This is a genomic window from Termitidicoccus mucosus (genome assembly GCF_038725785.1).
GTDB classification, from domain to species: Bacteria; Verrucomicrobiota; Verrucomicrobiia; order Opitutales; family Opitutaceae; genus Termitidicoccus; species Termitidicoccus mucosus.
Window position 1 is genome coordinate 4789955 of the sequence record NZ_CP109796.1, and the last position, 25865, is coordinate 4815819.

At 59.1% G+C, this 25865-nt stretch carries 17 protein-coding genes; 2 read left to right on the plus strand and 15 right to left on the minus strand.

What is annotated here, in order from left to right; genetic code table 11:
* The first annotated feature begins 170 nt into the window (after positions 1–170).
* Complete coding sequence (locus OH491_RS16725) at positions 171–1661, plus strand: type IV secretory system conjugative DNA transfer family protein (protein WP_068770448.1); 1491 nt, start codon at positions 171–173, stop codon at positions 1659–1661.
* 48 nt (positions 1662–1709) lie between these two features.
* Positions 1710–2585, plus strand: a complete 876-nt coding sequence (locus OH491_RS16730; RefSeq protein ID WP_334319311.1) for an AAA family ATPase — start codon at positions 1710–1712, stop codon at positions 2583–2585.
* Between the two features lie 280 nt (positions 2586–2865).
* Here the strand turns inward: OH491_RS16730 and OH491_RS16735 are convergent, their stop codons facing one another.
* The 15 genes from OH491_RS16735 to OH491_RS16800 form a co-directional block, all read right to left on the minus strand.
* Positions 2866–11862 carry a pertactin-like passenger domain-containing protein gene (locus OH491_RS16735; RefSeq protein WP_068770446.1) on the minus strand — a complete coding sequence of 2999 codons (8997 nt, stop codon included), beginning with the start codon at positions 11860–11862 and terminating at the stop codon, positions 2866–2868.
* Positions 11822–13732 (minus strand): beta strand repeat-containing protein, encoded by a 1911-nt coding sequence (locus OH491_RS16740; RefSeq protein ID WP_068770445.1) that lies wholly within the window; start codon positions 13730–13732, stop codon positions 11822–11824. The genes OH491_RS16735 and OH491_RS16740 overlap by 41 nt, the downstream gene beginning before the upstream one ends.
* 1068 nt (positions 13733–14800) lie before the next feature.
* On the minus strand, positions 14801–14959 hold the full coding sequence (locus OH491_RS28215; protein ID WP_334319310.1) for a DDE-type integrase/transposase/recombinase: 159 nt from the start codon (positions 14957–14959) through the stop codon (positions 14801–14803).
* A 136-nt stretch (positions 14960–15095) separates the two neighbouring features.
* The gene (locus OH491_RS16745) at positions 15096–15299 is read right to left on the minus strand and encodes an STAS-like domain-containing protein (protein ID WP_068770444.1); all 204 of its coding nucleotides are present in this window, start codon (positions 15297–15299) and stop codon (positions 15096–15098) included.
* Positions 15300–15655: 356 nt separating this feature from the next.
* Entirely contained in the window at positions 15656–16453 is a 798-nt protein-coding gene (locus OH491_RS16750) for a hypothetical protein (protein WP_068770443.1), read from the minus strand.
* 102 nt (positions 16454–16555) lie between these two features.
* A complete protein-coding gene (locus OH491_RS16755) occupies positions 16556–16942 on the minus strand; it encodes a hypothetical protein (RefSeq protein WP_068770442.1) in 387 nt (128 codons plus the stop codon).
* A gap of 122 nt (positions 16943–17064) precedes the next feature.
* The gene (locus tag OH491_RS16760; RefSeq protein WP_068770441.1) at positions 17065–17394 is read right to left on the minus strand and encodes a hypothetical protein; all 330 of its coding nucleotides are present in this window, start codon (positions 17392–17394) and stop codon (positions 17065–17067) included.
* Between the two features lie 30 nt (positions 17395–17424).
* Positions 17425–17961 (minus strand): hypothetical protein, encoded by a 537-nt coding sequence (locus tag OH491_RS16765; RefSeq protein WP_068770440.1) that lies wholly within the window; start codon positions 17959–17961, stop codon positions 17425–17427.
* A 144-nt stretch (positions 17962–18105) separates the two neighbouring features.
* A complete protein-coding gene (locus OH491_RS16770) occupies positions 18106–18678 on the minus strand; it encodes a hypothetical protein (RefSeq protein WP_068770439.1) in 573 nt (190 codons plus the stop codon).
* Positions 18679–18686: 8 nt separating this feature from the next.
* On the minus strand, positions 18687–21347 hold the full coding sequence (locus tag OH491_RS16775) for a YadA family autotransporter adhesin (RefSeq protein WP_068770438.1): 2661 nt from the start codon (positions 21345–21347) through the stop codon (positions 18687–18689).
* Positions 21348–21426: 79 nt separating this feature from the next.
* Positions 21427–22512, minus strand: coding sequence for a TrbI/VirB10 family protein (locus tag OH491_RS16780; RefSeq protein WP_068770437.1), 1086 nt, complete (start codon positions 22510–22512; stop codon positions 21427–21429).
* Between the two features lie 27 nt (positions 22513–22539).
* On the minus strand, positions 22540–23424 hold the full coding sequence (locus OH491_RS16785; protein ID WP_145928795.1) for a hypothetical protein: 885 nt from the start codon (positions 23422–23424) through the stop codon (positions 22540–22542).
* Complete coding sequence (locus tag OH491_RS16790) at positions 23397–24101, minus strand: hypothetical protein (protein WP_068770435.1); 705 nt, start codon at positions 24099–24101, stop codon at positions 23397–23399. Before OH491_RS16790 ends, OH491_RS16785 begins: the two co-directional genes overlap by 28 nt.
* A 15-nt stretch (positions 24102–24116) precedes the next feature.
* A complete protein-coding gene (locus tag OH491_RS16795; RefSeq protein ID WP_068770434.1) occupies positions 24117–25055 on the minus strand; it encodes a hypothetical protein in 939 nt (312 codons plus the stop codon).
* A 6-nt stretch (positions 25056–25061) separates the two neighbouring features.
* Positions 25062–25859: a type IV secretion system protein gene (locus OH491_RS16800; protein ID WP_068770433.1), complete on the minus strand. Its 798-nt coding sequence runs from the start codon at positions 25857–25859 to the stop codon at positions 25062–25064.
* Between the last annotated feature and the right edge of the window lie 6 nt (positions 25860–25865).

Below are 25865 nucleotides of genomic sequence, written 5' to 3' on the forward strand. Positions count from 1 at the left end.
TCCAGCGCAACTTGCCTCCGCCGCTGCCGGGAGCTTTGAGCGAATCAACGGGGTGATAAAACAAGCGCCATTGGTCGTTTCGTCCCTGAAAATGGTCGGGATGTCCAAGCTGGGGACGGTGTCTTCGGGCATGATGGGCGAGACCGCGTGCAAGGCTGCGCGCGGTATTCATGACCATGTTGTTTCATTTTCTTCTCGCGGTTGTGAGTCTCGGCTGCGCGTTTGCCGCGCAGCGGACCGGCATGTCGCCGGGCGAGGCGCTGGCGATGACGGCGGTGTTTGCGGCATTCGCGCTCTGGCAGGCGGCGTGTGGCGTGATGGCTGCCCGCAAGCACTCGCGCGCGAAACCGATTCTGGCACTGGGCGGGTTTTCGTGGTCGCTGAACGACTTCTGCCGGGGCTGGCTGGTCACGGGGGAGACGGGTTCGGGAAAAACGCTCTCGGCCATCAACGCCATGCTCTGGCAGGTCTCGAAAAACTGCCCGCGCTGGGGCGGCATCTGCATCGACGACAAGGGGCTTTATTGGGAGACGCTTTCAACGATGTTCAAACATCTCGGACGCGAGCAGGATTTGATTTTGCTGCAAGTGCGGCCGGACGGCGCGCCTGCGGACTGGGAGCCGCCGCACGCATTCAACTGCCTTGAGGATGCGCGCCTGCCCTTTTCGGCGAAGGCGAAGGACGTGTGCGATGTCGCCGCCTCGCTCGGGCAGGACGGCGATCAGGCGTTTTTCAAGGCGCAGGCGGAAATCCAGATGGACTTTGCGTTTCAGGCGCTGGCGTGCGCCGAGTTGCCGGTCACGCTCAACAACACCTACGAAATGCTTTCATCGGATGCGCGGATGCAGGACATCATCGGCATGCTGGACGAAAAAAACACGCCGCAGTCGCGCGAACTGATGGAGCATCACGAAACGCAAATCGCCAGCCAGCCCAAGGAGCAACTGGGCGGGGTGCGCGGCACGCTCGCCAACCGGTTGAAGCATTTCACACACCCGGACATCGCGAAAGTGTTTTGTCCGGACCACTCGACGTTTTCGTTTTCGGAAATCGACCGGTGCAAGGTGATCTGCGTTTCGATTCCGCAACGCTTCAAAACCGAACGGAGGTACATTCACACGCTGCTCAAGCTCGTGTTTTATTCGCACGTGTTGCTGCGCTTCGACCGGTCCGCGAAGGAACGGGCGAATGACAACCTGCTCGTCCTGTGGGCCGACGAGGCGCAAAAGATCGTGACGGCGAACCATGACGGCACGAGCGATTACAACGTCGTGGACGTGATGCGCGAGGCGAAGGCCACGGTGGTCGCGGCGACGCAATCCTACACCTCGCTCATCCCGCCGATTGGCGACGAGCAGAAAGCGAAGGTGTTTATAGCGAACATGGCGAACCGCGTCATGTTCAAGGCCGCCGACGAGGAATCGGCGAAAATCGCGGCCGACACGCTAGGCAAGAAGAAATACCGGAAGCGCACCTACGGTTACTCCGCCGGCAAGCGGACGATGTCGTATTCCGAGGAGGAAAAGTATTATGTCGAGCCGCACGAGTTCCGCCGGCTGCGGAAGTTTCAGGCGGTCGTGCAGCACTGCGAGGCGGGGTTCCGGCGCGTGGTGCTGCCGCCGCGCAATGCGGACGGGCGCGTGTGCGACTGGTTCCGCTAATCTTTTTTCATTATGACGACGCATCAATCCACCACCGGCCCGTCCATCATGAATACCATCGCCGATGGCTGGTTTCACCAGCGCCGCGAACAGCTTCGCAATCTCGGCGCGCATCTGCGCGAACATATCAAGGGGCAGGCACATGTCATAGGGTGCGTGGAATCCGTGTTGCGACGCGGCGAACTCGGTCTTGCGCATCCGGGGCGTCCCAAAGGGTCTTTTTTGTTCGTAGGCCCGACGGGCACTGGAAAAACCGAGATTACGAATGCGTTCACGGGGTATTTGTTCGGCGGAGCAAAGCCGTTGCGCTTCGACATGTCCGAGTATCAAAACCAGGCGTCGGTGGAAAAATTGATCGGGGAGAAAGTCGGCGACATCGGCATGCTCGGTCGCGCGCTCGCAAAAGCCGGGGAAACGCACGGTGGCAATGGCGGCACGCTTTTGTTTGATGAAATCGAAAAGGCGCATCCGCTGGTGCTCGATTTGTTTTTGCAGATATTGGATGACGCGAGCATCACGCTGGCGAGTGGCGAGCGAAAAAACCTTTCCGGTTTTTATATCGTGTGCACGTCGAACATCGGCGCGTCGGAGGCCATGCGGATGCAGTCAGCGCCATTTGCGAGCATCGAGCGCACGGTGCTTGCGCGGGTAAATCAAACACTGCGCCCCGAGTTGGTGGGGCGCATGACGGAAAAGATTGTATTCTCGCGTCTGCCCTACGCGGTGCAGCGGGAGATATGCGAAAGCATGATCGCGGGCGAACTGGCGCGGCTGCGCGGGCTGGGGCACGACCTGAAAATTACCCCCGACGATGTGGAGGCGATTTTGCGAGCGGGTTTCCACAAGACGCTTGGCGCGCGCCCCATGCGCGGAGCCGTGGAGCGATTTTTACAAAATCGTATGGTGTCTGCTTTACTTGCTTAGATCGTAAGCGTCGTCCCAGGCTTTCAATTACCCACAAGTTTGTGGTTTAAGGAGAAGCCGCAGGCCGAATGGAGCCAGAGAGACCCGAAAGTTTATATGTGAAACGATACCTTGGTTGCCGTTCGGTTGCAGAATGTGTGGACGTTTACAGTGTCAGCCTGAAAGAAACCGGATGGAAAATGCCAGCTGGGCGAATATTCATAACATTATCTTACTCGGACGTTATCTCGAATCCAAATTCATTTCACAGTTTCGCGGATCAAATGAGGCTGACCGGCCTTTACCAGAAGTGACGGTAGCCGAGCGTCAGCGACCAGGGACGCTCGTATCTAGTTGCATGATTGTATTCGTAGTCTAAATACAGTTGTCCGCGCCCTTCGATCAGGTAGTTCACCCCGGCTCCCGTCTCGAAACGCCAGCCGTCGAACCAGGGCTCGTAAGTACGATCCTCCGCGGTGACCTCTCCTCCGCGCGTGTCGCTCTTCACCGAACCAAGCTTCATGTAGGGCTGCCAATTGCCGTAAACAGCACCTATCCGCAGCTGCCAGCGATACTGCCACGCCTCGGAGTTCCCCACATCCACACGCATGTCGCGGACCACGCCGTTGCTTACGGTGTATTGGGTCCCATTGATCCACGCCAGGGCGGCCTGCATGCTCGGCTCCACCCAGTAAATGCCTTTTGCAAAGCGACGCCCGACCTCTATCGAGATGCTTTGCGTGCGTTGCGAATACGTCCCGCGCGAAACATGCCCGTCAACTCCGCGCGCGTTGAGATCATTAGACATGCGCCCGAAGCTCAGTGTCGCGTCCGCGAACCAGCTGTTGTCGTAGAGCCACAATCCGTAGAAACCAAGGCCGAGCGTGCCCGTGCTGCCGTCCCCATACTCGTCAAAGGTGCGTGCGCTTTGGTTTATACCGAGGTAGCCACCTGCGATGATCTGGTTTTTCCCATCCGTGAAGACCTCCTTGTCGCATCCGGCGGTCAGCCCGAAGCTGTCCTGCTCGAAGCTGCTGCCTCCAAGTCCGGCTCCGGCGTTGAGACGGTAATTGTTCATGCGCACCCACACTGCGCCGCTGTCGTCGAAACTCCCTCGGATTTCGCCAATACGTTTGTGTACATTATCCAGGCTGTAATGCCAGTCGGTTCCCATGACTCCAGCGGTCAAAAGGATCGCGTCAGCCGCGCGGCTCAACGCGCTGCCGCCGGACAGGTAGTAGTTATTCTCATCGGTCAGGATCAATCCACCGTCGCCCTTGTAGAGCTGGTAGGTGCGCATGCCCGACTCAATACCGTCGGATTCAACCACGGCGGTGCTGCCGTCACCCAGCTTACCCACTGCAAGTGAATAGGTGCGCTGCGGGTCGTTGAGCAAGGTCGGATCCGTGGTCGGCGTGAAGTGCACAAAGTGTGTGCCGCTGACCTGACCGAGCACCATCAACTTGTCGCTCAAGGAACCGACGAGATCGACGTTCATCAGGTGCGTGCTCGTTCCTTCCAGGTTGCCGTTGATCATCAGCGTGGTGTATGCCGTCGCCGTTCCGCTGGCCGTACTGTAGCGCACCACTCCGTTGTCGCTTACGAGGTTTTGGATACGCTGGGGGTTACTGTTCAAGTCAAGCGTGCCGTTGGTGAGATGCACCTTGGCGCTGGACTGGATCGCATTGGCGATGGCGAGTCTCAACGTGCCGCCGGTGACACGGGTGTCGCCAGTGTAGGTTTGCGCTCTTGTTAGCGCGAGCACGCCACTTCCGATAGTCCGCACCTCGCCTGCACCGCTGATCACGCCGGTGTAGGTCACCATGCCGGAGCGGTTGAAAATGAGTGCCGCGGTTGCATCCACCCGGACGTTTGGTGCGATCGTTTCGCTTTGCCAGCCTCGGCTGTCGTTCTGCCCGATTTCCAGCGTGCCGTTTTCAATAAACAGGCCACCGCCGATTTGGTTCGCGCCAGTCAGAGTGGTCTTGCCAGTGCCGCGCTGGACGAGCACGCCGGAGCCGGTCACCGCGCCGCCGTAGATAAGGTCGTCCGAGCGGTTGATGACGAGTGTGCCGGAATTGGCGACCGCGCTGGCGTCGGCTATCATGCCGCTTGTGCCGCCTGTCCCCAGTTGCAATTTCGCGCCGGAGCCGATTGCTGTCTGGCCGGTATAGGTATTTTTTCCGGTAAGCGTCCACTCGCTTCCGGCAGTAAGCACGATGCCGCCGGACAAACCGTTGTCGGTGATTGCGCCGGAGAGGGTCAGGCCGGTTCCGGTGTTGGCCACTGTGAGAGTTTTGCCGCCCAGCCGAATGCTGCCAGCACCACTTAGGTTTTGGAGCGTCTGGTCATAACCGCCGAGGTCGAAGCCGGTGCCAACGTCTGCAAGCGTGACCTTGGTGCTGCTCGCTATCACATTGTTCACCGCAGCTTTGATCCAAGCCGAACTGCGTACAAGCGTTGAGCCGGTGTAGTTGTTGCCGCTGTGAGCTAGGGTGATCGTCTCGGTGCCAGTGAATGTAAAGCCCGCTCCGGTGCCGGTGAGCTTTGCGCCAAGCGTCTTGTCCAGTGAGCCGGTCGGGTCCAGGATGATTTGCTCGGTGGCGTGTATCGACGCGATGGAGATCAGCCCGTAGTTGAGCACGATGTTGCCGCTGCCGTCGGTGTTGCGCTGGTGCAGGGCGTTGTATCCATAGGTGTTTACGCCCACGGGATCGAGGCCGTTTTGGCCGAAGCTTATCGTCGAGGTGCCGGATGGCAGGGCGCTGCCCGAGCTGTCGACCATGGCGTAGGTCACCCCGTTTGCGATGGTGCTTGTGGCGCTGTGCACGATCGTGCCGGAGTGCAGTGTGTCGAGCGGGGTTACGTCGACGTCGAAGACGTTTGCATTGAGTCCGGCGACTGGGGGCAGCGGCAGAGTGATGCCGGAGAGCACATCGGTGTCCACTCCGATTGTGCTGCCGTTTCCGGTGCTCATGAGCGTGCCCGTCGTGAGGACGTAGGGCGCAAGGTCCGCCGCGGAGGTGTTGCTCTTGGTCAGGAGTGTGCCGCCGGCAAGATCCAGACCTCCGACCGTCCGATTGGCGTCAAGCGAGGTTTTACTATTGGTGTTGAGTTTGAGCAGTGCGTTGGTGAGCGCCGTTTCCGAGGTCGCAAGGTCAAAGACCGTCGTTTGCGACACACCTCTGACCGCAACCGTACCGGTGAAGGCCGAGCCCATCGCAGGGGCGAGCGCAAAGGTGACTTTGGGATTGGAAGCACCCGCGGTGCCGATCAGGTCGAGCAGTCCGGCTCCGGTGAGCGGATTGACCAACGTCGTCGTGCCCGTGCCCACGGACGCACTCACTTGCAGCGTCGCCGCAGCGGCTATATTCACGGCTGCGTTGTTAAGCTGATGTCCAGCCCATTCGACCTGGAGCGTACCCGCCTGCACCAGCGTCGCAGCTTGCTTCATGCCTGCGCCAGGATTGCTGTCGATCGCCCATACGCCCGTTCCTGTCTTGATGAGCGTGCCGCTGAATTCGGTCGATCCGGTGACCGCGTTCGCATAGCGTTGCGTACCGCTAAAGTCTCCGTTGAGCGTGAATCGCGAGGCTGTGCCCGCGACAAGGAGGTTACCCGCAAGCGTGCTGCTGTTCCACAGATTCACTTCGTTCGCCGAGTTGCTGCCAATCCACACGGCGTAGCCAGGGCCTCTGATCACGCCACCGGTGGTGTTAGTAACAACCACAGCCCCACCGCTGGCATTGAAAGCCATATCGTCCGCGCTTTGAATTATGCCCGCGTTAACCACTGTGCCGCCAGCGGATAAAAGTATCGCATTGTATGTCGCAGTCACAAGCGCGCCGACATCATTCTTGATCAAAATAGACCCATCGGAGGCGTAAACTCCATACTCTCCCCTGAGAGTTCCGGTGTTTTGCACTGTACCACCGTAACTAAGCTGCACCGCATCGTCACCAGATCCCTCAACCAGCCCACTGTTGACCACCAAACCCGTGCGGTCCATCCTTATGCCATCGGTGCCTATGCCAGTTATTGTACCCGCATTTGTAACCGTGCCGCCGGAGGTAAGATACACGCCGGCTTGACCACCCTTGATCAAAGCTCCGGTCGTATTGGATACGTAGGTAACCGCATTCGTGGCGGAAATACCATAGCCGTTTGTGCCGATGATCGTACCGATGTTGGCAATTACGCCACCCTGACCGAGCTGGATACCTGTCGTTCCTCCGGTGATGAATCCGGCGTTGCTGACCGTGCCGCCGCCTTGCAGCCTCACGGCGATATCAGATCCATTGATGAGGCCGCCCGCAGTGTTGCTCACAAGCACATTCGCCTCCGAAACCACGCCGTCGCTGCCCATCAACGCGCGGATGGTGCCGCTATTGACCAGCGTGCTGCCCGCCGCGCCTGCATTGAAATAGACGCCTCGCGAGTAGCCTTCGATATAACCTCTGTTAGCAATGGTTGCCAGCCCATTGGAGTGCACGCCGACACTGCCAGCCTTGCTGGTGCTGCCGAGAATTGTGCCTGAGTTGAGCACCGTGCCGCCGGAAGCAAGAGATACGCCGACTGTGCCGCCCTCGATCAAAGCTCCGGTCGTATTGGATACATAGGTAACCGCATTCGTAGCGGAAATACCATAGCCGTTTGTGCCGATGATCGTGCCGGTGTTGGCAATTACGCCACCCTGACCGAACTGGATGCCCGTCGTTCCTCCGGTGATGAATCCGGCGTTGCTGACCGTGCCACCGCCTTGCAGCCTCACGGCGACATCAGATCCATTGATATGGCCGCTATTAGTGATCGCGGAGAGCGCGTTGGTGAGCACCCCAATACTGCCGGCATTGCCGGTGCTGCCCTGAATCGTGCCGGAGTTGAGCACCGTGCCGCCGGACGCTAGAGACACGCCGACTGTACCGCCCCTGATCAAAGCTCCGGTCGTATTGGATACATAGGCAATCGCATTCGTAGCGGAAACACCATAGCCGTTTGTGCCGATGATCGTGCCGGTGTTGGCAATTACGCCACCCTGGCCGAGCTGGATGCCCGTCGTGCCTCCGGTGATGGATCCGGCGTTGCTGACCGTGCCGCCGCCTTGCAGCCTGACGCCGATATCGGAACCATTGATGAGGCCTCCCGCAGTGTTGCTCACAAGCACACTCGCCTCCGAAACCACACCGTCACTGCCCATAATCGCGCGAATGATGCCGCTATTGACCAGCGTGCTGCCTGCTGCGCCCGCATTGAAATAGACGCCTCGCGAGTAGCCTTCGATATAGCCGCTATTAGTGATCGCGGAGAGCGCGTTGGTGAGCACTCCGATACTGCCGGCATTGCTGGTGCTGCCCAGAATCGTGCCGGAGTTGAGCACCGTGCCGCCGGACGCAAGAGATACGCCGTAAGTACTGCCCTTGATCAAAGCTCCGGTCGTATTGGATACGGAGGCAACCGCATTCGTGGCGGAAATACCATAGCCATTTGTGCCGATGATCGTACCGGAATTCGATACCGTGCCGCCAGCGGCGATCATCACACCGGCATGACCGCCTTGGATCTGGCCGGTGGTGGTATTGGCTACGAGCACCGAGCCTGTATTGGCCTGCACTCCGGTGTTGGTCGTACCGATGACCGTGCCAGAGTTGGTGAGCGTACCAGCGCCCGCAAAAGACACACCCGCTTGACCTCCGCGCAGGAACACCCCGGACACGTTGGTGTGGCTCAACCCACTGGCTAGAGTCAAGGCAGAGCCTGCGACATCAATCGAACCCGTGCCGGTAAGCGAGGAACTGGCACCAAGCAAGATGCCTCGCGCGCCGATGACTCTGCCATCGTTTATCACCGTCGTGGTGCCACCCGCATAAATACCACCCTCGATCACGCCGTCTTCGTTATTGTCGACTTCAGCCATGCCACCTTCGACATACACAGCATAGTCATTCGCGCCACTGATCGTTCCGGAGTTTTTTATCGTGCCGCCCATGGATAATCCCACACCAGCATAGCCTCCCTGGATGAGACCTGTCGTGGTGTTGCTAACGAAAGCGGAAACAGGGGCAAATATAGCATTATTACCTGCGCTGGTAATCGTGCCAGCGTTCGTGACCGTTCCACCAGCACCAAGATTCATACCGTAACCACCGACACTCCGAATCACGCCTTCTACGCTGTTGATGAGTGCGAAATTTCCGAGTGAATGGATACCGTATCCCTGCATTCCGCTGATCGTGCCAGAATTTCTTACCGTACCACCACTAATCCAGATGCCGGTCGTATCACTTTGAATGAGACCGCCGATGCCATTGATGATTTCGCCACCTTGATAGAGCTGGACGGCGGTCGTGCTGCCAGTGATCCGTCCGGCGTTGGTGACCGTGCTACTAACAGCTAGATACACGCCGTAAGTACCGCCTTGGATAAAGCCGGTGCTGGTGTTGGAGACGAGCACAGAGCCGATTTTGGCCTCCACCCCGGTGCCATTTGTACCGATGATCGTGCCAGAGTTGGTGAGCGTACCAGCGCCCACAAAAGACACACCCGCTTGACCTCCGCGCAGGAGCGCCCCGGGCGCATTGGTGTGCTTCAAGCCACTGGCTAGCTTCAGAGCGGTGCCTGTGACATCGACCGAGCCTGTGCCGGTAAGCGTGGAACTGGCGCCAAGCTCGATACCACGCGCGCCGATGACTCGACCATCGTTTGTCACAGACGTGATACCGTACGCGTAAATACCTCCATCAATCACGCCATCCGCACTGTTGATGATTTTCCCCACACCTATGCCGGTGCGCACACCATAATCGCCTTTACCGCTTACTGTGCCGGTGTTACTCAGCGTGCCGCCGGCATATAAATACACGCCCACACTGCTTCCGGAAATCAAACCGCCGGTGTTAGTGATGAGCGCGACATCGTTGGCATACACACCGGAGGCATTCAACCCAATGATCCTTCCGGTGTTGTTCACCACGCCGCCAGACATAATTTTTATACCATCATGCGATCCATGGATCAGACCAGCGTTGGTGATAACTGCGGCAGTAGTGGCAGAGTGAATACCATAGGATTCAACGCCCGTGCCAATAATCGTGCCGGAATTGATCACCGTGCCACCGTAGGCAAGACTCACGCCGTAAGTGCCGCCTTGGATCAGGGCAGCGGCATTGTTGGTGACGAGTACAGAGCCAGTTTTGGCTTCCACCCCGAAATTATCCGTGCCGATGATTTTGCCCGAGTTGGTGAGCGTGCCGGTGTTTTCAAAAGAACTGCCAACCTTGCCGCCTTTGTATTCGTTGGAGGAGCCGACTGTGAACGACACTCCGTTGCCGAGTGCCAGCGCGGTGCCGCTGGCGTTAATACTGCCGCTGCCAGCCAATGTGGAACCCTTGCTCAGGTAGATACCCAAGGTACCGGTAAGCAGGCCGTTGTTGAGCACCGTTGTGGTGCCACCCGCATAAATGCCGCCATTAATCAAGCCGCCAACGTTGTTGGTGATACTGGCCAACCCCTCGATGACGCGCACACCGTATCCGGTTGTACCAGTGATCGTACCGGAGTTGGTAATTACGCCGCCATTGCCGAGCTGGACACCAGTCGTGCCGCCGATGATGCGTCCGCTATTGGCAACCGTGCCGCCGTTTAGCAGCGAGACGGCGATATCGGATCCTTCGATGAGGCCTCCCGCGGTGTTGCTCACAAGCACACTCGTCTCCGAAACCACGCCGATGCTGCCCATCAACGCGCGGATAGTGCCGCTATTGACCAGCGTGCTGCCCGCTGCGCCTGCATTGAAATAGACGCCTTGCGAGTGGCCCTCAATATAACCTCTGTTGGTAATGGTTGTCAGCCCATTGGAGCGCACGCCGACACTGCCAGCCTTGCTGGTGCTGCCGAGAATTGTGCCGGAGTTGACGAGCGTGCCACCGCTGGAAAAATGCACGCCGGTGCTGCCGCCCTGAATCAGTCCTGTAGTGGTATTGGTAATCACGGCTTGATTGAGGGCCAGAATACCCGCCGTGAAGCCACTCTCGATTCTTCCAGCATTGAATACCGTGCTGCTGGCGTCCAATTGCAACGTGGCGTGTGTCGCCGTTGTAATAAGCGCGCCCCCGGCATTCTCGATATAAAGCCCCGTATTTTTGACGGAAATCCCTAAATTCCCCTGAATCGTCCCGGTGTTCTTCACTGTGCCGCCAGATTCAATCTGCATTGCAGCATCCTTCAAACTTTCAATAAATCCGCTATTAACAACCAAGCCCGGAGTGCCTTGTATCCATACAGTGTTCATTGAGCTGCGGATCGTGCCGGAGTTGTAGAGAGTGCCGCCAGAGGCAAGATGCACGCCAGACGTAGCTCCTACGATCAGCCCTGTGGTGGTGTTGCTGATGAACGTGGCAGCATCGCCGGAATAAATCCCCCGGCTGGTGCTTGTGCCCGTGCCAATAATCGTGCCGGAGTTATAGAGAGTGCCGCCGGAGGCAAGATGCACGCTAACACTATCGCTTTGGATCAGACCGGTGGTGGTGTTGCTAATAACTGTGGCAGCATTGGAGGTATAGATGCTTCTGCCAAGTGTGCTTTGAATCCTGCCGGCGTTTGACACCGTGCCTCCGGAAACAAGTTCCACCGCATTGTCACCCGATGTTTCAATGAGACCGCTGTTAATTACCAAGCCCGATGCCTCCATGCGGACGCCGTCGTAGTTTATGCCGAGAATCGTGCCCGAATTCGTCACCGTGCCGCCACCGAGAAGAAACACGGCCCAAGGGCCTTGGATCAGGCCACCGGCATTGTTGGTAACACTGGCCAAACCCGCGTTAACGAGCACTCCGTATCCGTCCGTCCCTTTGATCGTACCGGAGTTGCTTACCGTCCCACCCACCGCAAAAGCCACGCCACTATGATTACCTTGGATCAGCGCGCCAGCTTCATTGCTGATTCTGGCGGAGCCATTCGAATAAATGCCGACACCGAGCACGCTCGTGCCAGTCATCGTGCCGGAATTGATCACCGTCCCGCCTGCGGCAAGGGACACAGCAGAGCTGCCGCCCTGAATCAGGCCACCGGCATTGTTGGTGACGAGCACTGAGCCGGATTTGGTTTCCACTCCGGTGACATCCGTGCCGATAATTGTGCCAGAGTTGGTGAGCGTAGCGGTATTTTCAAGGGAGATACCAACCTTGCCGCCTTTGTATTCGTTGGAGGAGCCCACAGTGAACGACGCGCCGCTGCCGAGCGCCAGCCCGGTGCCGCTGGCGTTAATACTGCCATTGCCCGTCAGTGTGGAACTTCTGCTCAAATACACACCCAATGCGCCGGTGATCAGGCCGTTGTTGACGACCGTTGTGGTGCCACCCGCATAGACGCCGCCATCGATCGTGCCACCAACGTTGTTGGTGACACTGGCCGCCCCCCCCGTTAACGTACACTCCGTATCCGTCCGTCGCTTTGATCGTACCGGAGTTACTTACCGTGCCGCCTTTGTTAAGATACACGCCAGACATGCTGCCTTGGATCACACCACTGCCGACATTGCTGATAAACGAGGCTGCAGTATTCGAATAAATGCCGACACTAAGCCCACTCGTACCTCTGAGCGTACCGGGGTTGATCACCGTCCCGCCTGCGGCAAGGGACACAGCAGAGCTGCCGCCCTGAATCAGGCCGCCGGCATTGTTGGTGACGAGCACTGAGCCGGTTTTGGTTTCCACTCCGGTGACATCCGTGCCGATAATTGTGCCAGAATTGGTGAGCGTAGCGGTATTTTCAAGGGAGATGCCAACCTTGCCGCCTTTGTATTCATTGGAGGAACCCACAGTGAACGACGCGCCGCCGCCGAGCGCCAGCGCGGTACCGCTCGCGTCAATACGGCCACTGCCCGTCAGTGTGGAATTCTTGCTCAGATACACACCCAATGCGCCGGTGATCAGGCCGTTGTTGACGACCGTTGTGGTGCCTCCCGCATAGACGCCGCCATTGATCGTGCCCCATGTATTGTTAGTGACACTGGCCGCACCCGCTACAACGTGCACTCCGTATCCGTCCGTCCCTGTGATCGTACCGAAGTTACTTACTGTGCCGCCGCTGCTAAGCAGAATGCCTGTCGTACCTCCGGTGATGAGCCCTTGGTTGTCCACCGAGCCTAAATCCTCAAAATACACACCGACATCACCTCCCCCTATATAGCTGTTGGCGCCCATATTGATGATAGTCGCATCGCTAAGGGCATAGTTGTCGTAGCCATAGATGCCATAGCTCCCCGTGCCTATGATCGTACCCGAATTGCTCACTGTGCCTCCATTTGTATACACACCAATATCTCCTCCCCCTATATAGCTGGTAGTCAAATTATTGTTGAGAGAAGATAGACTGTTCGAATAGTTGTAAGCACGAATGCCAGATCGCACGCCAATGATCGTGCCGCTGTTGGTCACGAAGGCTCCATAGGTCTGTATACCCGCATAGAATCCACTGATGAGCCCGTAGTTGACCACCGTGCCGCTGCGGTTTAAATGCACACCGAAATAAGATCCCAATATAGAACTGTTGGCGTTATTAATTAGAGACATCGACGAATTATACCCGTTTATATCGGCATCGAGGTTGAAGCCATACTGACCCTGAATCGTGCCATAGTTGACCACCGTACCGCCGTTGCTAAAAAGGATGCCGTTCGACGTCCCGGTGATGAGTCCAAAGTTGTTCACCACACCGCCGGATCCTAAATACACACCGGTTTTGCCTCCCTCTATAACGCCAGTATTCAGAGTGGTGACATTCATACTGGTCATGGGTAAATCGGGGGAATAAATGCCATAGTCCCCCACGCCGGTGATCGTGCCAGCGTTGGCCACCGTGCCACCATAGGTAAGCTCCACACCAGTCTTGTCACCCCGAACAGTGCTGTTGGCATGGGAAACGAACGTCACCATGGGATAAGACCCCGTTAACGTTATGGCACTTGACGTTCCAGTAACAGTGAATCCGCTTTCGAGGATATACGTGTTCGGAGCGTTATTTTCAAAGTTTACGGCTCCGTTCGGAATATAGTAATCTGCCGCGACAAATGGTCCAGTGAGGGCTGCGAATGCTAGGGGTATAAAAAGCATGGCCAGAGAGCGCGAGAGATTTCGAAACAGCCTGAGCGTGATTTGTTCTGTATATGTCATAAGAGTAAATATTTCTTCAAGGAAAGAGGGATTAACACACTTGCTGGGCTTGTTTTATTAAAACCCAAGGCTGCCCCATCTCGGGTCGCAGCCTTGATCCGTTGCTTACCATTCCTAGCCCGCCTTCTATTCTTATTCCCCTTTTAAGTGTGCCGCGAATCGTACTCGAGTTGATCACCATGCCTCCTGCCTCATGATACACGCTATCATTGCCCCCCGGATCAGACCAACGGCAGCTGGCAAAAACGCACGAAGGGTGTGGGAGCGATATCGTAGCAAACTACGCTCAGTTGTGTTTATAGGCGACATGGAGGGTTTATGTGATTTAGCGATTTAATGATAATAAATTGAAGAAACCGACATCGCGGAAACTTCCTAAAGTATCAATGCTGAATTGTAAAAAAATCTTGAGCGACAGTAAAAGATTCCGCAATTTTTCTTTAATCAAATAATTGTAAGATTCACATCGAAAGCCCGAGAAAGCACTTATTTACACAAATATGCATTTGTATTTGCATTAACATAGAGGGGAGAGGGGACTGTAAAAAATCACTTTTCATGACGTTCCAAAGAAAACCGGACGGGGATTTCATTATGAAAAAACGCGTGCAATGTTTTTTATTTGCATATTTCGTTTGCCAGGCAGTCGTCTCAGGTTTTATATACTTGCAATAGTATAATTGTATGTATTCTGCGATATTGTGCTTGGGGTATCGGAGGACCACACCAGTCTTTATCTGCAAAAGGCCTATATACTCCAATTCCGCTCTCCCATGCTGGAATTCTATTCGGCTCCTGCGCGTGCATCGAATTGGTGGATATAGAGATAATTCAAAGAGGAAATATATTGAGCCGCTTCCAAGGAAAAGAACCAATAAGTGCGCCAGTAGTGAATACAATCAACTGGCGTTTGCGCGGCCGATCAGCTGTGGGTGAGCACCAACCCATACGTGCAGACCGGACGTGCGTGGTGGTGATCCTTGATGCATGGCGTCGCAGGCCGAGTCCGACACCATCCCCTCCACTCCGATCGCGACTTGGGGCTGCCCCGATAACTCGGACACGGGATCATGATGCGTCCAGCATCTGATCCATGGCCCAGCCAACGATGCGGCGGGTATGAAGGTCGAGCAGTGCCACCATATACAACCAGCCCTGCGCGGTAAGAACGCAGGTTGCGTCGGTCACCCATGCCTGGTCTGGGCGCTTGGGTGCGAGGCCAAGCATGCGGTTTGGCGCTATAATGCCGACTCAGGCGCGAACTCGGCCGCCTTGGGCGGCTTCCATGCCAAGGGTGAGGGCGCTTTCGAGCATGATTTTTACCACGAGATTGCAGTGGCGGAAGCGGATTTTCTTCAGAACTTCAGTGCCGTGCTGGGTGAAAAGGGGGGACGATAAGCGCGTTGGCAAAGGAACTGTTCATGCCGCGTACGCCTTCGAAATCGAAAACGAAAGTCTCGTAAACGCCGAAGGACGGCTCGACGTTGCGGAGGCGATATTCAGCCGCTCGGGAGCCTTCGGCAAGGTAAGTGCCGATGTCTTTTGCGAGGTGAAGTTCGTGGTCCATGATTCGAAAAGATTGGCGAGCGGACGCGTTTTGTCGAGCAAACGCAAACGGTTGCTTCGCCTGCATGCGAGCCAAGGGCGTTGACGAGAAAGGGCAAGCCGCTGTCATACACCACAGGAGGCAGGTGCAAGGGCGGAGGAGAAGAGGGCGGATTCATTGCGATATAAAACGCGTAACGATTGCTTGTCGGTGCAAGCATTCCTTTCTGGCGTGAGCGTGCCAGCGGGTTCTACTGTGATGGTCCGGAGGGTGGCGGAGTTTGTGCGTGTATGCCACGATGCCGAACGCAGGGTCGTTTTCACCAATGGGGATGACCGAAGCTTCGAGCTACCGCTGTCATGCTACTTGCCAAAAAATTAAACAGGGGCCGTGCGCCTAGGTCTGCCGGGGCGGATGTCGCGCGTGATGCCGTGCTTTTTGCAGAAGCGGCGCAGGTCCTTCGTGTCCACGGTGATTTTCTGCACGGCCAGATGCCGCGCAAAATCCCGCGTGCGATAGCACGGCTTGGGGTGGTTGAGCATGTAGTGAAGCACGGACAACTTCCACCAGTTGACGTAGCCGAAATGCGCCCGCGTGATGGAGCCGAGCGGCTGGCCGTGGAAAAATTCCACCGCCTTGGCGAGATGACGGATGAGTGATGATGACGGGGTGTCGCCTGCGAACACAGCCTGAAAGAATATTCCACCCATCAACAAAAGCGCGGCGCTCGGAGGCGCTCCATCGGGAGCCTGCCGCCATGCGTGGGCGATCAGGAACGGGACAAGCGCGATATTGCCCGCGCCGTCCGCCTGATAACGGCGGATGAGGTGAATCATCTGGGCGCGGGTGAGTCCGCCGTGGGGCGAGGCGGATACCGGCGCGAGCGCGTGGGTGCGCGCGAGCGCGGCGGTGTCGATTTCGAGCGCCGCATTGGCATGGGCGAGCCACGCGAGCAACTGGCGGCCCCGGACGGCGTGCCCCGGCGGGCGTTCCTTATCGCGCAGATAACGCACGAGGCGCGTTCGCGTGCGCGGGTCAAGGAATGCCGTGGCGAGCCAGCGGTGCAAGCCGGGCGACTCGCGCAGCAGTTGCATGAAAAGCGCCACGCACGCCGAATCGTTGGAATCCGCCGACAGCGACAGGATAGCGTCGGCAAACGCGGTGCTGGAAGGCATGGGGATTGATGGTTAATGACGAATGACAAATTACGAATTATACAAAGCCGCGTCTTCGGCGCCGGTTTCAATTCGTAATTTGGCATTCGTCATTCGTAATTCTCACACGCTCATGCCCTGCGAGGGAGGAGGCTGCCCCTGTCGCATGGTCTGGCGCATGGCCTCGTCCTTGGCGACGCGCACGAAGGCGCGCTGGCGATTCTCCTCGGGGACGTTTTTGATGCGCTCCTCGACCTTGGCCTTGATGTCGGGATTTTCGTTCACCCACTGGATGATCTCCTGGTCGCGCTGCTGGGTGTATTCGTTGCGCTGCATTTTCGAGAGCATGTGTTTTCGGATAAGCTGCTCCTTGGTCATCTCGTTGTAATAATCGTAGAGTTTGGGATTATCCGCGATGAACTTGGTGACTTTGGCGTCAACCTCCGGGTTGATGCGGACGGCGTCGTTCTGCTTCGCCTTTTTTTCCGCGATGGCTTGTTTGAGTGACATGATGTTTTATATTATTTGCCCCAGCCATTGGTGAAGCAAGGCGGCTGGTCGCCAGAGGCGGTTGACCTTGCGCGGGCGAGGGTTCGCCCAAAATGAAATGATATTAAAGTGGTGTTCGTGTTTTATAAATCGAGAAGGGACTGGCGGTAGTGGCCGTCGTCGTCGGGAACGAGGTCGCTGCCGGAAATATTCAGCACGGACTCCTCGAAGGCACGGGTGATTTCCCAAGAGGGCGCGCCGGCGAGCCAGAGGCGCATGAGGTCGTCGGCGGACGGCGACTTGCCATAAGTCTTGCGAAGGTGCGTTTCAGCCTGCTCGAAGTTTTTCCGATGGTGCGGGCCGACGGCGAGCGGTTCGGCTGGCTGGCCGCCGGGTGGCGGGGCGGGAAGTGTCGCGGCGGCAGGAGGGGAGGGATTTGCCGTGGCGGGATCGGGCGGTGTTTGTGTATTCATGTGTTATGATGCGGTTGAGGACGGGTGTTATTATTTGGTGGTGTTGCCGGGGGGCTCGCGGGTGCGGGCAAGCTCGCGGTGGAGGCGGGCGACCTCGGCGACAAGGGTTTCGTTTTGCTCGGTAAGCGCGGCCATGAGACGCGTCTGCGCGTTCATGCGCTGCTCGATGTCGGCGTTGCCGGGCGCGGGTTTCTCCGCCGGGTCGGACACGGCGAGCACGGGGCCAAGCGGGATGGCGGTCGGCGCGTGCGGCGAGAGGTTCCACGAGGCGGCGGTTTCCTTGCGATAGACAAGGTGCGCCTCGTGGAGCACGTTCGGGTCGCGCGGGTCAACGTATCGGTTAACCGGATACGCTTTCAGCGTGTCGCCAAGGCGGACTTTTTCGATGTTGGCGAGGTCGAGTTCGGTGCCGGACACGGGAACGGCGACGGCGGCCTGCGGTGGCGCGGGCGGGGCGGGAGGCGGCGCTTTTTTGCGAAACATCGAGCAGCAACCGCCCAGCAGGACGGCGGCGATGGCGAGCGCGGCGACTGCCGCGAGTGGTCGTTTTCGTTTGTATATCTTCATGGTGGTGATGAGGAAAGAGGTGATGGGTCATGTCGTTGCCGGGCGGCGCAGGAGCGTCAGCCATTCGCGGGTCAGGCGCATCGCGTTGCGCAGTTCCCTGGCGCTCAATTCCGGGCCGGTGACAGTCAGCAAAAGTATTTTTTCCTAGATGAGCACGTAGGTGACGCACGTCACCGAGGTTTCGATTTCACGCCCGCCCAGGTGGTCACTGCCCTCGGTGCCGGTGGCGACGCACAGCGTGAAGGAATTTTCTCCCAATTCCGCCACGCCCAGAATCTTCCGCCCGCCGGCGTTCCGGCTGAGTTGCCCCAAATCGAGCATGGCAAACAACGTCTCGGCGTCGCCGTCGGTGATTCGCGGCACGGCGCAGCCTGCCAGCGTTTCGTCGCGGAGCGCCTTGAACGCTTGCGCGTTGTAACGCACGGGCTCCATTTCCCGCAACACCTGCACTTGCAGGACGCGGCAGCGGGTTGCCTTCCCGTCGAGCTGGTCTTTGATCGTTTGCGCGGGGATGAACCATGAGAGCAGCCGGTTGCGCGCCGAAAGCGCCCGGCTGCGTTGCGCGAAGGCGGCGGGCAGGATGCGCGAGGCTTCGACAAAGGGCGCGGGCGCGTCAATGACGATGGGGTTTTGGTCAACAAAAACCACGAGCGCGGGCGGTGTCTGCGCGCAGGCGCACACAAGAGGCAGCGCGATAATGATGCCTGATTTTCGCATAGGTAAAATCACCAGCCAAAGGCCAGACCCGCGCCGCCCATCACGTCGCCCCGGTCGGAAAGCGCGAAACTCGCCCGCGCGCCGCGATCTCCCTGCCTGCAGACATATTCATAGCCCAGCGCAAGCGCGCCGTGGCCGCGATAAAAGCCCATGCCCAGCGCGAGCCGGTTGCGGTTCCCGTCCGGCGCAAGATGCGTCTGGACTTGATTCATCGCAGCGGACATCGCGCCGACGCGATCCATGCGGTCGCTGACGGCGTTCACCTGATTCTGGATGTCAGCGAATCTGCCATCCATCGCGCCCTCGACGGCGGCGAGCTGCCGCATGGTCACCGCGTCGTGGGGATTGATGCCGTCGGCGACGTTGACAAGGCGGCGTTGCAGGGTTTCGGAACCGAAGGAAACCGTGTCGGGATCGGTGGCGACGGAATCGGCTCCGATGGCCACGGAATTGGTCGCGGCGGCCACGACGACGGCATTGTTGCCGAGCGCGATGCCGCCGGAGGCGCGCGCCTCGGAAAGCGAGCCGATGGCGATGGATTTTTGGCCGGAGGCGTTTGCACCCGCGCCGACAGCGCTTGAGGACGCTCCGCTGGCGCTCGCGCCCATGCCGGCGGCGACGGCGTTGCCGCCGGTCGCGGTCGCGGGTACGGAGGGATCGTCATGGCCCGTGCTGAAATGCACCCACGCGGTGTTTCCTCCTCCCGTCCCGCTTGTGCCGCTGATGATGACGGCGACGGCGTTTTCCAAGTTCGTCACGCGCTGGTTGGTGTCGAAGAGCTGCGAGCCGGCGACGGCATCGGTCGAGGCGGCATTGATGGCGGCAAGGGCGAGGTTGGTGATGCGCGTGCCTCCGGTCAGCCCAGCACCGGTGCCGGTCACGGTCGGGCCGCCAAGCGTCAGCGTCGTTCTGGCCTCGCTGTCATAGACAACCGCGTTCGGGGTGGAGCCGCCGGCATCCGCGATGGCGGCATTGAGTTGGGCGACATTCACCGCGTCGTTGCCGGCGGTCCCTGTGGCGACACCGGTGACCCGGCGGTCGCCCGTTATGCCGGCGATATTGAGGATGCTGCCGCCGGTCGTTGCGCCGATGGTGATATTTCCGGTGACGGCATCTTGAAACACGAGGCCCGTGTCGCCGGAGAGGATGTTGTTCACGGTCTGGCTCAGGTCGAAGAGAGCGCTGGTGGCATTGCCAAAGGTGCCGCCGTTGATGATGAACTGTCCTCCGGTGACGGTGCCGTCGGGGTTCACCGTGCCCGTGCCGAGGATGTTGATGATGCCGGCAGCCGTGTTGTATAGTTGCGAACCGTTGATGGCGTCGGATGACGCGGTATTGATGGCGCCGTTGGAGACATTCGTGATGCGTTGCACCACATCCATGCCGTGCGAGGCGTCATAGGCGCCAAGCGCGGCGTTCCACGACAGGGCGTTGCTTGCAAGGTCGGCGACGGTTGCGCCAAGCCCGGCCAGCGCCTCATTGGTTATATAAAGTTCGGAGCCGTTGACGGCATCGGTTGAGTCGGCGGCGATCCGCCCTGCGGCCACATTGATGATCTGGCGCTCCCCGTCGGGCGCGCCGACGCTAACAATGCCGACCGGCGAGGAGCCGGCGACAAGGGCCTGGGTTTTCGCGTCAATGGCGACGATAGTGACGGGATTTGCGCCGCCGTCGGCGCTGTTGTTGCCAAGGATGACGCCGTTGGCGTGCGTGCTCGCGGCGGAGTTGCCAAGGATGAACGTGTTCTCATGGCTGATACTGTTCTGAGAGCCGATGGCGGCGGCGCCGCTTGCCGTGATGCTGTTGCGGGTGCCGATGGCATAGGAGTTGGTCACGCCGCCACCCGACGCGGCCCCCATGGTGTTGCTCGCGCCGATGGCATAGACGTTCATCATGATGTTTCCACCGGGGACATGTATGGTGTTGCCGTCGCCGAGCGCGAGGCCGCCGACGATGTTTCCGACGCCGGTGTCGGACGGGTTTATTATTTTGTTGTTCGTGCCGAACGCAAAGACGTTTGAAAACCGTCCCGCGGCGCTCATGATATTGCCGCTGCCAAATGCGTAGGCGTCCTCCAGTTTCGGAAAGCCGACGCTGAACAGGGTGTGGAGGTCATTGTTCGCGCCGATGGCGAAAACCCTGGAAATATCGCTCTGGGCGCCGGAAATCCTGCCGTCCCGGACGGTGTTACCCAGGCCGAGGGCAAAGACGCCGCTCATATGGTCTATGTTGGTGATGACGTTGTTTGCGCCGATTGCATGAATGTTAAAAAGGCCGGTGCTGTGCCTGCCGTAGCCTGTCTCGTTGAACACGTCGTTGTCCGCGCCGAACAAATAGACACCGCCGCCATTTACGTCGATGCCGTTGCCCTGACCGAACACATAGGCGGAGTCCAGGCTTTCGGGGCCGATGACGTTGTTGCCGCCGCCGACAACCGTGACATGCGCGGCGTTGGCGAGAGTGTTTGTGCCGCCATATATAAAACTGTCCGTCGAGCTGGCGAGGGTGTTGTCGTAGCCGATATCCGCGTTGTTGGATGACTGGCCGGTGTCCGTGCCCGTGATGATCGCGCCGTCGGCATTTATCAAAAAATCTCCCGCGCAAACGGAGTTTCCGCTGACGGCCACGGTGAAAGCGATGAGCGTTTTCAGGTGATTATATTGTTTCATGGTGATTGGGAGAAGAGTTTTAACCGCGAATGGACGCCCATGGACGCGGGTAAATGCAGAAGACTTTGGGTATTCGCGTTCATGGGCGTTCATTGGCGGTTGCGGTTTCTTTTTGCCAGAGTCTGGCAGTGGCGTTGCCACGGGCGGCTTTCGCCTTGTCGAGGGTCTGGGTGACATAAATATAAAACTGTTTGCCCGTCGGGACGCGGACATAAAAGCCGTCCTCCTCGATGCGCCTGGCGATTTGGGCGGCGTAGGCGTTGAGCACACCGGCGGTGCCGGCGAGGGCGGCGTTTTTCGCGGTGGCCTGCGGGATGGCGATGCCCGCCCCTCCCGCCCCTGCAAGCGAGCCGTTGTCCTGCATGTCCTGCAAGCCGCTCGCCATGCCCGCGAGGAAGGTGGACGCGAAGAGTTTTATCTCCTGCCAGTCGTCGGTTTTTATGATTTGCCCGGCAAGCCCGGCGCTGCCATCGCGAAGACCAAACTCGCCGGTCGTGTCGTCGCGCTCACGGTCGAGGGCAATGCCGTTGAGCGTGAGTTCCATGCCGTTGTCGGTGGTGCGGTCGCGCCAGACGATAATCCACTGGCCGGAGGCGGCGATGCGCTCGCGGGCACGGTCGGTCGCAGCGCGCCCGTGGACTTCCGCGCCCGCCGGAATGATGAGCCGCCCGTCGTGCCAGACATCCTCGGTGACCAGGCCGATGACGGGCGTGTCGAGCCGGGAGGATTCCAGCGTGATGACGGTTTCGCACGGGATGAGGCGTCCGTAAGGAGCGTAGTTGCGCGAGGGCGCGGGGGTAGAGTCCGCGCCTGCGGCACTGTTGGCGTCGAGAAGGCTGATCGGCAGGACGGCGGGAGCTTTGCGACTGGCGGACGTGGTCTCGTTGTTTTGGCGGGCGGCGCGCGGACGCGAAATAGCCTCCTCATCGGACTCGGTGCGTGCGGACGTTGACGCTGCCGGACGCGCGGGCGCGGGAACCCTGAGTTCCTGACCGTCGCGGGTGATGGTGTGGCGTTCCATCGGAGCAGGCGAAGTCGTGGCGGCGCTCATCGGACGCTCGCCGCGATTGCCGCCGTGAATAAGCAGCGCGCCGACGGCAACGCACACCAGCAGCGTGAGCATGCTGCCGAGCGGGGTTTTTATGAATTTGATGATGCGCTTCACGGTGGGGGCGGCGGTGAGGCGGGAGGGTTATCTCGGCGCGATGAGATGCGCATTGCGGGTGACGCGCGGGACGATGACATTGAAGGAATTTTTCACGCTGAGGTTTGCGCGCGCGCCGCCCGGCGTGCCGGTGATGGCGAAGTAGGCGGTGGTTTCCGCGCGCGGCGGAATCAGTCCGGAGGCGTCGGCGATGGACGCGGGGTAAAGGCGGTTGCCGATGCGCACGGCGAGACTTTGGGGCTGGTAAACGACCTCGTTGTCACCGGTGTTTTCGAGCTTGAGCTTGAACACAAGCGTGTCCTCGGGATCGAAGCGAAAAACTTCCTCCACGGTCGCGGTGAAGTCGCGGTATTGGGTTGTTTCATTCGGCGCGCGGTGCTCGACCTGCCACACGGCCTCGGGATATTGCTCGTGGATGAGGCGGTGGCTTTTCGCACGGTCCAGCAATGCGAGAAGCGTTTCCGGCGTGACGCGTTTGGCGAGCGCCGGGCTGCGTCCGGCGAGGCGGTCTTCATAAAATGTCACGGAGCCATAAGGGTGCGGCGTGACGGCGAGGCGGATGATATACGTTTTGTTTTGCAGGATGACGTTGAGCGTGGCGCGGGCGTCGGGTTTGAGGGCGCGCACGCTGAGGTAATACCGGCCCGGCAGGTGCGACATCAGCACGGGCGCGGGGGCATCGGGGTTCTTGGTGATGTTCGCGCCCTCCAAGGCGGACGGAGCGGAGGGAAACATCAGGGTCGTGGGCGCGTCCGTGGAGATGGGGATTTCATAGACGATGCGCTCGTCCAGCGGCAGTTGCTTGACGACGGGGGCGGGAGGCTTGGCGTCGCCGGCAAATCCCGGCGTAACCAGCAGTGCGAGGAGCGTGACGCACATGGCGGTCAGTTTTGTGTGTATTCGTAGTTCCATACGGCGAGCGGGTAGCGTTTGTTGGCGAGCATGTCCGGGTTGCGGACAAGGGTGAGCGTGAGGGAAAAGCGCGGGGATTCGGTGAAAGCCTGGCGTTCAAAGACGCCCGTGCGCACAAGCTGGCCTTCGAGTTTTACGATGACCTGGTCCTCGCGGGTGCGCAGGATATCCATCTTAAAAACCTCCGGCTTTTGATGAATCTGCTTCACCTCGAACTCCTCCCTCGTGGCGAGCAATTCGTTCTGGGCCTTCGTCGCGGCCTCGGTGAGATAGAGCCGTTGCAGCAAATCGGGAAAATCAAAGTTCTTCGGGTTGCGCTGCAGGAACGCGAGCGCGGCCCATAGTGATATGGTTTCATGCAGCGCCTTCGCCTCCTCGAAACCCAGCAATGGCGAGACCGAAAACGTCCCCGCGCCGTCGAGGATGACCACGCGTTCGCGTGTGCGATACGCGCCGATGATGAGGTAGGGTTGCAGCACGGCGAGCGCGAGCGCGCCGCACGCGACCAGCGCCCACATGCGCGCGGCAAAGGCGTGGTCGGCGAACAAACGCGCTGGACTCCATGAAGACCGCGCCTTCACCGGTGGCGGAAGCGTCCGCTCCGTGTCCACGGTTGTGATACGCTGCGCGCCGGTGTCGCCGCCCTCGTTGTTTTCATGAGTTCCTTGTGTGTTCATAAATCCTTCAGCCTTTTATAATCCGGGTGTTGTTTGCGCGGGCAGGGGTGACGGCATGGTGCCGGTGTGCCCGGACATGGGAGCGGAGGTTCGCGAGGATGCGGCAAGCAGGTTTCCAACCGTGCTGGCGCGATAGAGCGTGTCGGTCGCCGCGCGCCCGAGAGCGCCGGGGTTGCCGGTCTCGCCGGTGAAGGCATAGCCCTGCGCGAAAATCTTCTGGCAAATGACCGGTGTGGAAATCGTCCCGATCACCAGCGTGAGCACCGCGAGGATGCCGCCGACATTGGTCAGAAACGGGGAATAGAGGGCCATTTCGGCGGACGCGGGTTCGGCTCCGACCGCCGCGCGAAAATCCTGCCAGATGGCGATGGTCACAAGGTTCGTGATGGCGAAGCCGACCGGCCACGCGAGCACGGCGAGGGTTTGTTGAAAGAAGCGGACGCCGATCTGCGTGCCACCGGGAATCATGAAGCACGCGAGCGCGAAGGGCATGAGCAAATACAGAATCCAGCGTAGGATGTATTGCAGGATTATCATGGGCGCGGAAATCAGCGCGCCGATCTGTATAAAAACCCACGACACGGCGTCGGTCATCGCGTGATAGATGGATTCGTTGAGCTTGCGCCACGACCATTCCTTCCTTTCTGGATTCTGCGTCGCGCCCGCGCGCAGTTCCTCGGATGCGCGGGCGGGGTTGTCGTTGTATTGAGGGTCAATGTAGGACGCCGCCGCCAGCATGGTGTTTTCCATGAGCGGAAACCACCAGTTTAGCGATGAAACGAGGGCGACGATGGTGATGGCGCGGGCGAGCGGGCGCACCAGTTCGCTGTTGTTGTAGTGATGCCGGCTCATGCGCGCGATGAGCCCGACGACAAGCATCGCGAACACGACGAAGCGGAACGCCGTCACCATCGCGGTGATTTTGTTTTCCAAAATGGGCAGCACCAAGTCCATGACAAATCAGCGGGCGTTCTTACGCGGGTTGATGGAACGCATGAAAGCGGTCACGCGCTGGTTCGCCAAAAAATCGTCCTTGGCGGCAAGCTCGGCGGCGGCAAGTTGCTCGGTTTCGTGCCGGTTGTCGTTGGCGATTTTTTGCAGAATCACCTCGTCCACCTGGCGGCGGCGCGTGGTCTCGATTTGGGAAAGCTGGCCGTTGAGCACGATCAGCTTTGCCGTGAGCTTTTGCACCTGCGCATCAGTGGCGCCGGAGCGCAGTTCGGAAAGCGTGAGGGCGGTTTCCTCCAAAAGCTCGCGTTCGCGCTCGCGGGTCTGGTCGGTGACGGTGCGGGTATTGTCGGCGCGGGCGTCGAGCAGAGCGTGGCGGCGGTAGGTGAGTGGGTCGTATTGGACCGTGCCGCCGTCGAGGTCGGGAACATAAACGGAGCGGTAGGTGTTCCCGTCGGTGGGGGAAAGGGTGTCCAAACTTTGCACGGCGCGGGCGATGTCGTCGCGGGACAAACCATATTCGTGCAGAAGGTCACCCTCGGCGAGGATGCCCAGGGACAATATTTTCGCGGCGTCGGCGGGATTGCCGGCCCAGTCGCGGATTTTTCCCTGAATGCTGACCTGCTCTTTGAGCTGGGTAATCTGCGTTTTGAGCTGCGCGATGCTATCAACCCATTTGGCGATGGTAGCGATGTGCGAAATCTGGTTGTTGGCAAGGTTGGCGACATCGACGACGGGAATGCCGGAGGCGAAAACAACACCGCCGATGCAGGCGGCGAGGACGGGTAGTATGAGAGTATTCTTTTCCATAATAAT